The following is a 15000-nucleotide window of genomic DNA, read 5'->3' on the forward strand; positions in this document are numbered from 1 at the left end:
GCTGCGATAAGCTACGGGGAGGTGCGAATACCCTTTGATCCGTAGATTTCCGAATGGGGAAACCCACCTAAGGTACTTGGAAAATCAGAGCAGCAGGGCAACTTGCTGCTGTGGTTTCCAAGTATCGATAATAGGTAACTTACCCTGAATAAAATAGGGGTAAAGTGGCGAACGCGGGGAACTGAAACATCTAAGTACCCGTAGGAAAGGACATCAACCGAGACTCCGGAAGTAGTGGCGAGCGAACCCGGACCAGGCCAGTGGCGATTGAGAGACAAGCGGAACCTTCTGGAAAGTAGGGCCATAGTGGGTGACAGCCCCGTACGCGTAATGCAATCAATCGTCCTCGAGTAAGGCGGGACACGTGAAATCCTGTCTGAAATTGGGGGGACCACCCTCCAAGCCTAAGTACTCGTGCATGACCGATAGCGAACTAGTACCGTGAGGGAAAGGTGAAAAGCACCCCGACAAGGGGAGTGAAAGAGTACCTGAAACCGATTGCCTACAAACAGTGGAAGCCCAAGGTTCGTCCTGGGTGACCACGTACCTTTTGTATAATGGGTCAGCGACTTAGTGTGACGAGCAAGCTTAAACCGATAGGTGTAGGCGCAGCGAAAGCGAGTCTGAATAGGGCAATTCAGTTCGTCGCATTAGACCCGAAACCGAGTGATCTAGCCATGAGCAGGTTGAAGGTAAGGTAACACTTACTGGAGGACCGAACCCATAACTGTTGCAATAGTTCGGGATGACTTGTGGCTAGGGGTGAAAGGCCAATCAAACTCGGAAATAGCTGGTTCTCCGCGAAATCTATTTAGGTAGAGCGTCGACCGAATACCCCAGGGGGTAGAGCACTGGATGGGCTAGGGGTCCTCACCGGATTACCAAACCTAACCAAACTCCGAATACCTGGGAGTACTAGTCGGCAGACACACGGCGGGTGCTAACGTCCGTCGTGAAAAGGGAAACAACCCTGACCTACAGCTAAGGTCCCCAAGTTATGGCTAAGTGGGAAAGGATGTGAGGATCCCAAAACAACCAGGATGTTGGCTTAGAAGCAGCCATCATTTAAAGAAAGCGTAACAGCTCACTGGTCTAAATAAGGGTCTTTGCGCCGAAAATGTAACGGGGCTAAAGCCATACACCGAAGCTTAGGGTTTGGTCCGCAAGGGCCAAGCGGTAGCGGAGCGTTCTGTAAGCTGATGAAGCCATACCCGTGAGGGGTGGTGGAGGTATCAGAAGTGCGAATGCTGACATGAGTAACGTAAGGGGAGTGAGAGACTCCCCCGCCGAAAGACCAAGGGTTCCTGCTTAAAGCTAATCTGAGCAGGGTTAGCCGGCCCCTAAGACGAGGCGGAAACGCGTAGTCGATGGGAACCACGTTAATATTCGTGGGCTTGGAGGTAGTGACGGATCATTGAGGTAGTCCAATCTTATCGGATTGAACGGGCTGCTGCGTGGTTCCAGGAAATAGCTCCTCCTTATAAACCGTACCCGAAACCGACACTGGTGGTCTGGTAGAGTATACCAAGGCGCTTGAGAGAACTATGCTGAAGGAACTCGGCAAATTGCACGCGTAACTTCGGAAGAAGCGTGACCCTTTTCCACGCAAGTGGAGGAGGGTGGCACAGACCAGGGGGTAGCGACTGTTTATCAAAAACACAGGGCTCTGCGAAGTCGCAAGACGACGTATAGGGTCTGACGCCTGCCCGGTGCTGGAAGGTTAAGGGAGGGGTGCAAGCTCTGAACTGAAGCCCCAGTAAACGGCGGCCGTAACTATAACGGTCCTAAGGTAGCGAAATTCCTTGTCGGGTAAGTTCCGACCTGCACGAATGGCGTAACGACTTCCCCGCTGTCTCCAGCATAGACTCAGTGAAATTGAATTCCCCGTGAAGATGCGGGGTTCCTGCGGTTAGACGGAAAGACCCCGTGCACCTTTACTATAGCTTTACATTGGCATTCGTATTGGCATGTGTAGGATAGGTGGTAGGCTTTGAAACCTGGGCGCCAGCTCAGGTGGAGCCAACCTTGAAATACCACCCTTATTACTATGGATGTCTAACCGCGGCCCGTTATCCGGGTCCGGGACAATGTATGGTGGGTAGTTTGACTGGGGCGGTCGCCTCCTAAAGAGTAACGGAGGCGCGCGATGGTGGGCTCAGAACGGTCGGAAATCGTTCGCTGAGTGCAATGGCATAAGCCTGCCTGACTGCGAGACTGACAAGTCGAGCAGAGACGAAAGTCGGTCATAGTGATCCGGTGGTCCCGCGTGGAAGGGCCATCGCTCAACGAATAAAAGGTACGCCGGGGATAACAGGCTGATGACCCCCAAGAGTCCATATCGACGGGGTTGTTTGGCACCTCGATGTCGACTCATCGCATCCTGGGGCTGGAGCAGGTCCCAAGGGTATGGCTGTTCGCCATTTAAAGCGGTACGTGAGTTGGGTTCAGAACGTCGTGAGACAGTTCGGTCCCTATCTGCCGTGGGTGTAGGAATATTGAAAGGATCTGTCCCTAGTACGAGAGGACCGGGATGGACGGATCTCTGGTGGACCTGTTGTGGCGCCAGCCGCATAGCAGGGTAGCTATATCCGGACGGGATAACCGCTGAAGGCATCTAAGCGGGAAACCCACCTTAAAACGAGTATTCCCTGAGAACCGTGGAAGACGACCACGTTGATAGGCCGGGTGTGGAAGAGCGGCAACGCTTGAAGCTTACCGGTACTAATAGTTCGATCGGCTTGATCGTTCTCATTCCTTATGCTCACCACCTCCCAAAAGGGAGCGTGATAAAAGCACAATAAGACCAGCGAACAGCCCAGAGAGGCACCCGACAGCTCCGCTGCCGATGTCTCCCATGGCGCCTTCGCCCAAAAGCTTCTCGAAACAACGTGCGTTTTGCCGACCTGGTGGTTATGGCGGAGCGGCTGCACCCGATCCCATTCCGAACTCGGCCGTGAAACGCTCCAGCGCTGATGGTACTTCGTCTCAAGACGTGGGAGAGTAAGTCGCTGCCAGGTCTGCCAAACGCACGTTCAATCTTCTCTATGCAAACTCTAGGCCCGCCAATCGGGAAACCTCGGGCCGCCCCAAAAGCGGCCCTTTCTAATTGGCAGCACATTAAAAGCCAATCGCAATCGCGATCGGCAGAACAGCAGATGCCAGATCGCAAACCGATCTGGCAGGACAATAAATGCCAAATCGCTAACGCGATTGGCTGGACAACAAATGCCAAATCGCAAAGCGATTGGCTGAGGTGGCGCGGGGTGGAGCAGCCCGGTAGCTCGTCAGGCTCATAACCTGAAGGTCACAGGTTCAAATCCTGTCCCCGCAACCAAATTCAAATAGCCCGGTTCAAGCCGGGCTATTGGCCTGCTGCCGGTTTCGTGGACACCGAGATAAGGTGTTTAACGGAACTGGAGAGTGGGAATGCAGAGAAGGAAGTTCAGCCGCGAGTTCAAGCTTGAGGCGGTGAGATTGGTGAAGGATCGGGGCGTTGCGGTGGCGCAGGCGGCCCGTGATTTGGATCTCCATGAGAATGTGCTGCGCAAGTGGGTCCGCGAGACGAGCGCTGACCCGCAGCATGCCTTTCCCGGCCATGGTCAAATGAAGCCTGAGCAGCAGGAGATTGACCGGCTGCGTCGGGAAGTTACTAAGCTGAAGGCGGAGCGCGACATCCTAAAAAAGGCCGCAGCCTACTTCGCGAGGGATGCGATATGAGGTTCGCCTTTATCGCGAAGCACCGTTCGATCTGGCCGGTGGCATGGCTGTGCAATGCGCTGGATGTGTCGCGCTCAGGCTTCCATGCCTGGCTCAACCGCAGCCCCAGCGCCCGGTCCCAGCACGACGAGATGCTCGTTCCCAGGATCGACCGGAGCTTCAAGAGCAGCGACCGCACCTATGGCGCCCGTCGCGTCTGGCACGACGTCTTGGCTGAGGGAGTCTCCTGCGGTCTTCATCGCGTCGAGAGGCTCATGCGGGAGAACGGCTTGCGTGCCCGGCCTCGGCGCCGCGGGCTACCGAAGGACACTGGCGAGCGAGCCGCCGTGTCGGACAATCTCCTTGATCGCGCCTTCGAAGCTGCTGCTCCGAACCAGAAGTGGATTGCCGACTTCACCTACATCTGGACCGCCGAAGGATGGCTCTATGTTGCGGCGGTCGTCGACCTGTTCTCCAGGCGTGTCGTCGGCTGGGCGATGAAGGCCGAGATGACGGCCCAACTCGTCACCGACGCCCTAATCATGGCGATCTGGCGCCGAGGCAAGCCAGACAGCCTGCTCCATCATTCGGACCAGGGGTCGCAATATACGAGCGAGCAGTTCCAGCGCCTGATGGCCGATCACGGCATTACCTGCTCGATGAGAGCCGGTCCGGCAACGTCTGGGACAATGCTGCGATGGAGAGCTTCTTCTCGTCGCTCAAAACCGAGCGGACAGCCCGCAAGGTCTACAGGACGAGGGATCACGCCAAGGCAGATGTGTTCGATTACATCGAATGCTTCTATAACCCTCGGCGAAGGCACTCGACGCTGGGCTATCTCAGCCCCAACGAGTTCGAGGAGCAAGCTATGCTAGCTTAACCGGGTGTCCGAAAAACCGGCAGCAGGCCATATTTTTGTATCTAGAGCAAAATCCGAGCGGATAGAATCGATAGGGGTTTCGTTGGGATTGGAAATCTGATTCAGCATATCTGCTGGATTCGGAGGCCGGCATGGCATGGCGAAATCCTTATCGGAAGATTTGCGGGCTCGGGTGGTCGCAGCGGTTGATGGCGGCCTGTCGCGACGGGCGGCAGCGGCGCGATTTGGCGTGGCGGCGGCAAGCTCGGTGCGTTGGGTCCGGGAATGGCGCGAGACCGGAGCCACCTGCGCAAAGCCGCAGGGCGGCGACAGGCGGTCCCACCGCGTTGAAGCGTATCGCGACATCATCCTGGCGGCGATCGAGAGGCGGGTGGACATCACGCTGGTCGAACTCGCCGAGTTGCTGCGACAGGAGCATGGCGCGTCGTTTGCGACGAGCACGATCTGGCGGTTTCTCGATCGTCACTCCATGACCTTCAAAAAAAACGGCGCACGCCAGCGAGCAGGAGCGGCCAGACGTGGCGGCGCGACGAAACGCCTGGTTCGACGCCCAGCCCGATCTTGATCCCGAGCATCTGGTCTTCATCGACGAGACCGGAGCCTCGACAAAGATGGCTCGACTGCGGGGGCGCACGAAGCGCGGGATGCGGTGCCGATCGCCAATCCCGCATGGCCATTGGAAGACGACGACGTTCACCGGCGCCCTGCGCCTCACTGGCATGACCGCGCCAATGGTCCTGGACGGCCCGATGACTGGCGAATGGTTTGTCGCCTATGTCGAGCAGGTTCTCGTGCCGACGCTGCGGCCCGACGATGTCGTGATCCTCGACAACCTGCCGGCGCACAAAAGCGCAGCCGCCCGTGTGGCGATCGAAGCAACCGGCGCAAGGATGATGTTCCTCCCGCCCTATTCCCCCGACTTCAACCCGATCGAGAACGCCTTTTCCAAGCTGAAATCGATTCTACGCAAAGCCGCCGCACGAACCGTCGCGGAATTGTGGGATACCATCAGCGCCGCACTGCCTTGCTTCACACCAACCGAGTGCGCCAACTACTTCGCCGCAACAGGATATGAGCCGGAATGATCAGATTCTGCTCTAGCTTATGGTTGCTGTGTTGAAGCGATGGTGCCCAAGCCCGCTCAGATCTGGTGCCACTGACCAGGCGGAACTCCGCTGGCCTCATGGTCCTGATTCCTTTACCCTCGGGAATCGGTGGGTGTGATAATCTCAGCCCATGAAGAAAGCCGCCACCATCGACCAGACAGCCAAAACTGAAGAGTTCGTCCTCAGCAGCCGCAAGGGTGAGAGAATCAGTGTGGTCGAGGGCATGAAGCTCTCACCACGAATGGCCGAGGCCGACCCGCTCTGTTACCCAGGCACACTGGTTCTTCGCAACAGGCTGATATTCGGGACCAGGCGGATTTCGATGAACTCGAACTTGCCCTCTCCTGATTCGCGCTGACGGGCCGATCGCGAGTGGTGCGCTCGATTGCTCGCACTACCGGGCGATTCGCATCGGCATCGCATGATTCGCAGAGCTGTTTGGCCGATGTCGCGAGCTGCGGGGCGTACGTGTTTTGGCAGGGCGACCGCGCAACGCGCTCTTGGCAGTTTGAGAATCGGCGGATATGCCGCACAACAGTGCCGGCAACGCCGAGCCGCATAAGGCGATCCGACCCAATGTCGAGGTCGCGGGAGATCAGACAGTCGTGACGCAGAAAGGGATCACCCTCAAGGACGTTGCCGCCGCGGCCAATGTCTCGCGCGCCACGGCCGCGCGGGCACTCAACAGTTACGGTTATGTCGGCGACGAGACGGCGCTTCGGGTGATGCAGGCCGCGGAAAGACTGGGCTATCGGGGAAACCTCGTCGCGCAGGCGCTTCGCAGCGGGCAATTGCCGATCGTCGGCTTCGTGCCAGGCGATATCCAGAATCCCTTCTTCGCCCGAATCGCTCATGACATCGAGGTGGAGCTGCGCAAGCATCGCCACAATCTGCTGATCGCCAGCAGCGAGGAGAATGTCGAGCAGGAAAAGGAATTGCTGGAGAGCCTGCGCGCGCTCAGCATCCGTGGTTTCATCCTGGCGCCGACCTCGGCGACCGACAGCGAGCACATACTGGAGCTGGCGCGCGAGGGGTCGCCGATCGTGCTGATCGACCGTGTCATCAAGGACCTGCCGTGCGACAGCGTGGTTGTCGACAATGAGGGCGGCGCGCGTGAAGCCGTCGATTATCTCGTTGCCAATGGCCACGACCGAATCGGCCTGTTGCGTGACGAATCACGCATCTTCACCGCGCAGGAACGTCTCGCCGGCTACCAGAATTCGCTTCAATCGCACGGAATCGCGCTCGACGAATCGCTGATCAGCGTGTCTCGCTCGACGGTCGAGCATGCCATCGACGCCACCATACGGCTGTTCAGCCGCCGCAATCGTCCGACCGCCCTGTTCACCGTGGACAGCTTGATGACCCAGGGCGCGCTTCTTGGCCTGCGTTCGATGGGGCTTTCAATCCCGCATGACGTGTCGTTGGTCGGCTTCGACGATTTCAACCTCGCCACCTTCACCGACCCCCAGATCACGGTCGTGGCGCAGCCTATCTCCGAGATCGGGCCGCTGGCCGCCAAGCTTCTGCTCGAACGGTTGGCCGGCAAGAAGATCGCGCCGCGCCACATCCGGTTCCCGACGCGCCTGATCGTGCGCGGCTCGGTTGCTCGGTTCAGCAGGCTCTGACAGCAGCCGAATCCTTCTAAAACCTGTTGCATCCCGATGGAATCGGGATGGGGCTCCATCTGCTTGTTTGAGCATGATCTTCGGACAAACGGGAACCGTTTGTCCGAGAAAGCCGGGTTCCACCTTTCGGGATCATGCTCTATTTCCAATAATTTCATCGCGAGGGCACTTGCCAACCGCGAAATTGCGTGTCCATTATCTGGATGTGAGATCGATCTCACATTGATCGAGATTGATCAAAGGCTGGTTTGGACGGCGCATCGACGCTTGCGCCCTGGCAGAGGCTCTGCCGCATCCGAGTAAGGGAAGAACGACATGCTGAATTTCGATAGGGATCGCTTCGTAAGGATCCAGAGCGGCGCCGTTGCCATTGCCGGCGAGGCGCGCTCGCTGATGCGCACGCTTGCGGAGGGTGTCGAGCGTCTGTTTTTCATGGGCACCGGCGGCGTGCAGCTTCTGACGCTTCCCGCGATCGAACTGGCGAAGCGTCATTCCACCTTTCCGGTGAGCGCCGAATATCCGGCCCAGGTCGTGCTCGATCCGCCGGCCGGTCTCGACAACAAGGCCGTGGTCGTCATTCCCTCGCTGTCGGGCACGACCAAGGAAGGCGTCGAACTGATGGCTTTCCTGAAGAAGCGTGGCGTGCGCACCATCTCGCTCACCGGCCATTTGGACACGCCGATCGCGCGGGAAGCCGATCACAACTTCACGAACTTCGCCGAGGACGACACCTCCTCGGAATCATTCTACCTGCAGACGTTGCTGATCGTCCTGGCGCTGCTGGCAGAGCGCGGCGAATATGACGGTTTCGACGCGGCGGTCGCCGAACTCAGGCTGCTGCCGGGCCTGCTCGCCGATGCGAAAGCCGCCTTCGAGGGCAAGGCGGCCGAACTGGCAGCAACCATCAAGGATGAAACCTACCACATCTTCACCGGCGCCGGCTCGGTATGGCCGGAGGCAAACTACTACGGCATGTGCATCCTCGAAGAGATGCAGTGGATCCGCACCCGCCCGGTGCATGCCGCTGATTTCTTCCACGGCACGCTCGAACTGGTCGAGCCCGGCGTCAGCGTCTTCGTGTTCAAGGGCGAGGATGCGCTTCGACCCCTGGCCGACCGGGTCGAGAGTTTCGCCAAACGCTACACGGACCGCGTTCGCACGCTCGATGCGGCTTCGGTCAAATTGCCGGGCATCTCCCAGCAGGTACGCGGCATGATCTCACCCGTGTTGCTCGCCACCTTGCTCGAGCGGCTGAGCGCGCATCTCGAAGTGTTGCGCAATCACCCGCTGACGACACGTCGCTACTACAAACGCGTTGAATACTGATCCCCTCTCAACCTCCGAAGGAGCTGCTTATGAAACGTTCGTTGCAAGTCGTGGCGGTCACAGTGGCCGCGGTATCATCATTGGGATTGTCGATAACAGGCAGTTCCGCCGCTTCGCCGGCGGTCGCGGCCGACCCCAGCGCCAAGGTGGAATACAGCGGCACGCTGTCGATCCTGACCAAGTTCGGATTGCAGCAGTTGTCGCCCTATTTCGTCAACCTGGCGCAGGACTATGAGAAGCTCCATCCAGGCGTGAAGGTCGAACTCATCCAGGAGAGCGACGACAGCGTGAAGGGCAAGACCAAGACGCTGGTCGCTTCGAACTCGCTGCCCGATGTCTATTTCTCCTGGACGGGCAGCTGGGGTGGCAACTTCGTGCGCGGCAACCGCGCCGTCGACCTGAGCGCGGTCATCGGTCCCGATACCGACTGGGGCAAGACGCTCTCCCCGGCAGCGGTCAAGGCGTTCGAATACAATGGCAAGTTCTACGGCATCCCGCTTTATCAGGACGCCAAGTTCATGGGTTACAACAAGCAGATCTTCGCCAAGCTCGGCCTGAAGGCGCCAGCCAATTTCGAGGACTTGCTGACCAGTTGCGACGCGATCCGCAAGTCCGGCGCGACCCCGATTTCGTTCGGCAACAAGGAGGCCTGGCCGGCAATCCACTTTGCGGGTCAGCTCCTCGCCTACAATGTGCCGCAGGCAACGCTGGAACGTGATTTCGACCCGGCCACCGCCGATTACAGCGATCCAGGCTATGTCGCGGCACTCAAGCAGTTCAGCCAGCTTGTCGAGCGCTGCACCGATGGCGCCGGCGTCAACGGTACGTCCTATGCGTCGGCTCTCCAGGCCTTCACCAACGCGCAGTCGGCCATGTACTATCAGGAGATCATCGAGTTCGATCAGGCCGCTACGCCGGATTCAGCGCTGAAGCCCGCCGATTTCGGCTTTTTCAGACTGCCCGTGCCGGATGGAGCCAAGGGTGACGCCAAGTCGATCGAGGGCGCTCCGGAAGGCTACATGATCAATGCGGCGTCGAAGAACATTCCGCTGGCGATCGATTTCATGAAGTTCGTGACCTCGAAGGAAAACGCGCAGGTCCTGTCCGCGCCGCCCTATGGCCAGCCGAGCGCCACCATCGGCGGCGCCTCGGAAACGAACATGAGCGTGGCTGTGGTCGACGGTCTCAAGGACATCAACGCGGCCTCGTACCTCATGCCCTGGTTGGACACAGCCAACCCGCCGCGCGTTGCCGCCGTCTGGCTGTCCAGTCTGCAGGCGCTGGCGGGCGGTTCGATGACGCCTGAGCAAGTAATGGACGAGGTGCGCAAAGCCGCATCCGCGGCCAAATAAAGCCGACAATGGCAAGGGCATCGGACACAATGGAAAGCGGCGCCGTGGTTCGCGGCGCCGCCAGGCCGCGAAGGCCAAAAAGCCCGCGGGCTCGCTTCGGCAATCTGTTGTCGTTCCGATGGGCGGCGATCGCACTGATCCTCATCGGCTGGTTCGTCTACTATCCGATCGTCGACAATTTCATTGTCAGCACCACCGACCAGGACATCTACACAGGCGAGGTCACCAATGTTGGCCTCGCCAATTACGACCGGCTTCTGCATGACCCGGTCGTGCTGCTCGCGCTCTGGAACAATTGCCTCTACGCCATTATCTCCGTCGTCTTCCAGGTTTTCGGTGCGTTCCTGCTGGCGGCCATCATCGAGGATCTGAGGAGTGAACGTTGGCGCCGTTTGTGGCGCGCAGTCTACTTCGTGCCATCAGCCATCTCGATCACGGTGACCGGACTGCTGTTCTATTTCATCTACCAGCCGCAAATAGGCTTGCTGGATGCAGCGCTCAGCCGCGTTGGTCTCAGCCAGTTCGTCATGCCCTGGCTCGGCAACGAACACACCGCCATCTATGCCATCATCGCCATGAGCCAATGGCAGGGTTTTGGCTACTCGACGCTGCTGTTTGCCATCGCGATCCAGAAAATCCCCCGCGATCTCTATGATGCGGCGACGATGGATGGAGCCGGCGCGCTCCGCCGCCTGTGGAGCATCACCTTTCCGCTGACCCGGGAAATGACCGGACTGATGATTATCGTCACCATCACCGGCGCGTTCCAGGTGTTCAACGAGGTCATGGTGATGACCGCGGGCGGGCCCAATAACACCAGCCAGGTGCTGGGCACGTGGCTCTACCAGAAAGCCTTCATTGAGGACAATTTCGGCTATGGTGCCGCGATAGCCGCCGTCATCTTCGTCTTGACCATGCTCACTGGCGCGGCGCAGCTCTGGTACACGAAGCGCCGCCGGGTGCAGCTATGAGCGCGGCGGTGGCAGTCGGACGACGCCGGCATGTCAATCTATGGTCCGTCATTGCCAGGACATTTCTCTATTCGTTCCTCGTCTGCCTCGGCGTCGTCGTCATCTATCCGCTGATCTGGATGGCGCTGAACGGCTTCAAGGACAATGCGCAGATCTTCGGCGATCCCTTCGCCCTGCCTGCCCATTGGTCGTGGAACAATTATGTGCAGGCGTGGAACCAGGGCGTTCGTGGCTATGTCACCGTCTCCGTCCTGGTGACCGTGGCCTCGGCCATATGCACGGTGCTGATCAGCGCCTGGACCGCCTTCGGCCTGACCCGGACGAAGATGCCGGCAAAGCCGCTGGTCGTCGCGATCGTGCTGGGCGGATTGATGTTGAGTCCGACCGTGGCGATCATTCCGCTGGTCAAGATGCTGCAGGCGCTCGGACTCTACAACACCTATTGGGCGCTGATCATTCTCTACACGGCGTTCCGGGTACCGTTCACCACCTTCCTGATACGCGCCTACATGCTGGACCTGCCTGGAGATATCGATGAGGCGGCGACGATGGACGGCGCCAGCGAAGGTCAGATTTTCTGGCGCATCACCCTGCCGCTGTGCCGGCCGATCATCATCTCCTGCGTCATCCTGCACGTCCTGTTTGCCTGGAACGAATATCTGTTTGCCATGATCTTCACGAGCGGCAGCGATGTGCAGACGCTGCCGGTCGGGCTCACTTCGATCATGGCAACGCACGGGACCAACTATGCCGTTGTCTTCGCCGCCATGACGATCTCGGCCCTGCCCATCGTCATCGTGTTCTTTGCCGCGCAGCGCTACTTCATTCGTGGCCTGTCCGAAGGCATCGGCAAGTAGCAATCCCCCGAAAGGAACCTTCATGTCGCAGCTTGCCTATCATCAGCTGACCGGAGCCGACCTTGGCCTACCCGTCCGGGTGTCGGCATGACCCAGCCAAAACTCGTCGCGGTGGGCGACAATTGCCTGGATGCCTACCTCACCAATGGCCTGCTCACCGTTGGCGGCAACGCGCTCAATGTCGCCGCGCAGTGGCGGCGCAACGGCTGGGCGGCACGGTATTTCGGCGCCGTTGGCGAGGATCCCGAGGGTGATGTGGTGCTTGCCGAACTGGCTGGAGTCGGCCTGTTGCCGGACGATGTGGAACGTCTGCCCGGCGATACCGCCGTCACCTTGCTCCGCGATGAGTCCGGGGACCGAAAGTTTCTGCACGAATCCTTTGGGGTCGGTGAAAACTACATGCCGGCGTCGGAACATTATGCGGTCATCGCCGCAGCCGACTGGGTGCACCTCGGCACCAATGCCAACAGGGATCTGGTCCGACGGTTGGTTGCGGATCATGTGCCGTTCAGCATCGACGTCTCGACGGCGCATCTGGAGCTGCCGCTCGACGGCGTGCCCATGCTGTTTGCCTCCGGTCCCGACGACGTCGATCGGCCGGTTGAGCCATTGCTCTCCGCGCTCAGGGCGGCCGGGGCCAGGCAAGTGGTCCTGACCTGCGGGCGGCGCGGTTCCTATTTCGACGATGGCACGAATGTAGTGCATGCGCCGGCGACGCTCGTCGATGTCGTGGATACATGCGGTGCCGGCGACAGCTTCATCGCGACGTTCCTGACCGGCTTCCATTTCGATGGGCTCCGCGCCTCCGAAGCGTTGCACAAGGCTTCGATCGCGGCGGCGCAGACCTGCACGCATCTCGGCGGGTTTCCGCAGAAGCCGCGTCCCATCCCGGAATGGCTGCCGGCCAAATACGCCGGCTTCATCACCGACGCCCAGGGAGCCTGACCGTGACGACACTTCGTTTGCGACAGCCGGCGACGGCACTTCCGTCCGACCGATCGTTCTGGCTGCAGGACATCGGCGCCGACAGGGCGACCGAGCCGTTAGAGGGTAGTGAGCGCGCCGATGTGGTGATTGTCGGCGGTGGCTATACCGGCCTGTGGACAGCGCTGCGCATTCGCGAGCTTGCTCCCGAAACGCGGGTCATCGTGCTCGAAGCCGATCTCTGCGGTTCCGGAGCGTCTGGCCGCAATGGCGGCCAGGTCCATTCGTGGTTCGCCGAGCTCGACCAGATCAGCGCTGTCGTCGGCCTCGAGGAGGCGCGGCAACTCTGCGCCGACACGGTGGCTTCGATCGCGGAGTTGAAGGCGCTGCAGCAAACCGGCACGATCGACATGGATCTGCGGCTCGACGGATGGCTGTGGACCGCGAGTTCGATTGCCCAGGAAGGCGCGTGGGAGCACGCCGTTGCCATGAGCGCGGCGGTGGGAGAGAACCGTTTCAGGCCGCTGACCGCCGAGGAGATCGAGCGCCGTACCGGTTCATCGGCATCCTATGTCGGTGTCGTCGAGACCAATGCGGGCACTGTCCATCCGGCCAAGCTGGCGATCGGATTGCGCAACATGGCCTTGGCGCGTGGCGTCATCATTCATGAGCGCAGCCCGGTCCTCGACATCGAAACTGGCAGGATATGCAAGGTGCGTACGGCGCGGGGCATGGTGCAGGCCGAGAAGGTCGTGCTTGCCGCGAATGCGTGGCTCTCGGCGCTGCCGGAACTGCGCCGCCATCTCTATGTCGTCGGCAGCGAGGTCATCGCCACAGCTGCCGTGCCCGAACTTCTCGACAGCATTGGTTGGCGCGACGGCGCCTCGATCTGCGATTCCCAGGCCCAGGTCCTCTATTACCAGCGCACTATCGGGGGCAGGGTGGTCTTCGGTCGCGGTAGCGGCAATTTGGCCTTCAGCGGGAATTTCGGCACCAGCTTCAACCGCAGCCCGGAGCATGGCCGGGACAATGTCCGGGAACTGCATCGGGTCTACCCGGCACTGCGTGGCGTGGCGGTCGAGTATGACTGGTCAGGCCCCATCGACTGCGTGCCCGAGCACGTTCCCGTTTTCGATCACCTGCGCGATCATCCCAATATCTTCTACGGCATGGGGTTCAACGGAACCGGCATCGCGCAGACGCCGATTGCCGGACGCATCCTGGCCAGCCTTGTCCTGGAGCGCGGGGATCGCTGGAGCGCCAGCGGCCTGGTCGGCATCGAGCGGCGCATGTCGCTACCGCCGGAGCCGTTCCGCTATCTGGGCGCCAAGCTCGTCCGCGGCGCGGTGCGCCGCAAGAACAAAGCCGAGATCCGCAACCGCAAAGCGGACAGGATCACCAATCTGCTGGCCGGACTGAAGCCGGGCCGCAAGAAATAGGCGGGAATCTTGCCCAGCGTCATGCAATCGAGGAGAGCACAATGGCCGATCTGACCCTCAGGCAAATCAGGAAGTCCTACGGCAGTGTCGATATCCTCCATGGCATCGACCTCGACATAAGATCGGGCGAGTTCATCGTCTTCGTCGGCCCGTCAGGTTGCGGCAAGTCGACATTGCTGCGGTCGATTGCCGGGCTGGAGGAAATCACCTCCGGTGAGCTCAGCATCGATGGCGAGGTGGTCAACGACGTGCCGCCGTCGAAACGCGGTATCGCCATGGTATTCCAGTCCTACGCGCTCTATCCGCACATGACAGTCTACGAGAACATGGCCTTCGGCATGCGGATCGCCAAGGTGAGCAAGGCCGAGATCGATCAAAGGGTAAAACAGGCGGCGGAAATCCTGCAGCTGACCAAATATCTTGACCGCCTGCCGAAGGCGATGTCGGGCGGGCAGCGCCAGCGCGTCGCCATCGGCCGCGCCATCGTGCGCAACCCAAAAGTGTTCCTGTTCGACGAACCGCTGTCTAACCTCGACGCGGCGCTGCGCGTCGCCACCCGCATCGAGATCGCCAAACTCAAGGAATCGATGCCGAACACGACGATGATCTACGTCACTCACGACCAGGTCGAGGCGATGACGCTGGCGGATCGCATCGTGGTGTTGAAGGACGGCCATATCGAACAGGTCGGCACGCCGATGGATCTATACAAGAAACCCGGCAATCTGTTCGTCGCCCAGTTCATCGGCTCGCCGGCCATGAACATCGTGCCGGCCAGGATCGAGACCGCCGGCGCGGTGACGGCGATCAGCCATATCGGC

The 15000-nt window shown here is 60.0% G+C and carries 10 protein-coding genes, 1 tRNA gene, 2 rRNA genes and 1 pseudogene (2 of these 14 running past the window's edge); all 14 read left to right on the forward strand.

What is annotated here, in order from left to right:
• Nucleotides 1-2746 (forward strand): 23S ribosomal RNA (locus LGH82_RS24225) (it extends 65 nt beyond the left edge of the window).
• A 156-nt stretch (nucleotides 2747-2902) separates the two neighbouring features.
• Nucleotides 2903-3017, forward strand: a 5S ribosomal RNA gene (gene rrf, locus LGH82_RS24230).
• 240 nt (nucleotides 3018-3257) lie between these two features.
• A tRNA-Met gene (locus tag LGH82_RS24235) sits at nucleotides 3258-3334 on the forward strand.
• Nucleotides 3335-3426: 92 nt separating this feature from the next.
• A pseudogene (locus LGH82_RS24240) lies at nucleotides 3427-4576 on the forward strand (IS3 family transposase).
• Between the two features lie 136 nt (nucleotides 4577-4712).
• Nucleotides 4713-5661, forward strand: a protein-coding gene (locus LGH82_RS24245) for an IS630 family transposase (RefSeq protein WP_227343924.1) whose coding sequence is annotated in 2 segments (ribosomal slippage) — nucleotides 4713-5056 and nucleotides 5055-5661 — 951 coding nt in all. Because the reading frame shifts where the segments join, the coding sequence is not laid out codon by codon here.
• 151 nt (nucleotides 5662-5812) lie between these two features.
• Nucleotides 5813-6040 carry a hypothetical protein gene (locus tag LGH82_RS24250; protein ID WP_227345162.1) on the forward strand — a complete coding sequence of 76 codons (228 nt, stop codon included), beginning with the start codon at nucleotides 5813-5815 and terminating at the stop codon, nucleotides 6038-6040.
• A gap of 166 nt (nucleotides 6041-6206) precedes the next feature.
• On the forward strand, nucleotides 6207-7310 hold the full coding sequence (locus tag LGH82_RS24255; protein WP_227345163.1) for a LacI family DNA-binding transcriptional regulator: 1104 nt from the start codon (nucleotides 6207-6209) through the stop codon (nucleotides 7308-7310).
• A gap of 315 nt (nucleotides 7311-7625) precedes the next feature.
• Nucleotides 7626-8636 carry an SIS domain-containing protein gene (locus tag LGH82_RS24260; protein ID WP_227345164.1) on the forward strand — a complete coding sequence of 337 codons (1011 nt, stop codon included), beginning with the start codon at nucleotides 7626-7628 and terminating at the stop codon, nucleotides 8634-8636.
• Between the two features lie 29 nt (nucleotides 8637-8665).
• Nucleotides 8666-9988, forward strand: coding sequence for an ABC transporter substrate-binding protein (locus LGH82_RS24265; RefSeq protein WP_227345165.1), 1323 nt, complete (start codon nucleotides 8666-8668; stop codon nucleotides 9986-9988).
• 8 nt (nucleotides 9989-9996) lie between these two features.
• Nucleotides 9997-10959: a carbohydrate ABC transporter permease gene (locus tag LGH82_RS24270; RefSeq protein ID WP_227345166.1), complete on the forward strand. Its 963-nt coding sequence runs from the start codon at nucleotides 9997-9999 to the stop codon at nucleotides 10957-10959.
• A gap of 8 nt (nucleotides 10960-10967) precedes the next feature.
• On the forward strand, nucleotides 10968-11816 hold the full coding sequence (locus LGH82_RS24275) for a carbohydrate ABC transporter permease (protein ID WP_227345167.1): 849 nt from the start codon (nucleotides 10968-10970) through the stop codon (nucleotides 11814-11816).
• 87 nt (nucleotides 11817-11903) lie between these two features.
• Complete coding sequence (locus LGH82_RS24280) at nucleotides 11904-12761, forward strand: PfkB family carbohydrate kinase (RefSeq protein ID WP_227345168.1); 858 nt, start codon at nucleotides 11904-11906, stop codon at nucleotides 12759-12761.
• A 2-nt stretch (nucleotides 12762-12763) separates the two neighbouring features.
• Nucleotides 12764-14179, forward strand: coding sequence for an NAD(P)/FAD-dependent oxidoreductase (locus tag LGH82_RS24285; protein WP_227345169.1), 1416 nt, complete (start codon nucleotides 12764-12766; stop codon nucleotides 14177-14179).
• Nucleotides 14180-14220: 41 nt separating this feature from the next.
• A protein-coding gene (locus tag LGH82_RS24290) for an ABC transporter ATP-binding protein (RefSeq protein WP_227345170.1) crosses the window boundary here: on the forward strand, nucleotides 14221-15000 show its 5' portion. 312 nt of this gene lie beyond the right edge of the window; 780 of the gene's 1092 nt are visible here — the first part of the coding sequence; it begins with the start codon at nucleotides 14221-14223; the stop codon falls past the right edge of the window.

Source organism: Mesorhizobium sp. PAMC28654 (genome assembly GCF_020616515.1).
Lineage (GTDB): Bacteria > Pseudomonadota > Alphaproteobacteria > Rhizobiales > Rhizobiaceae > Mesorhizobium.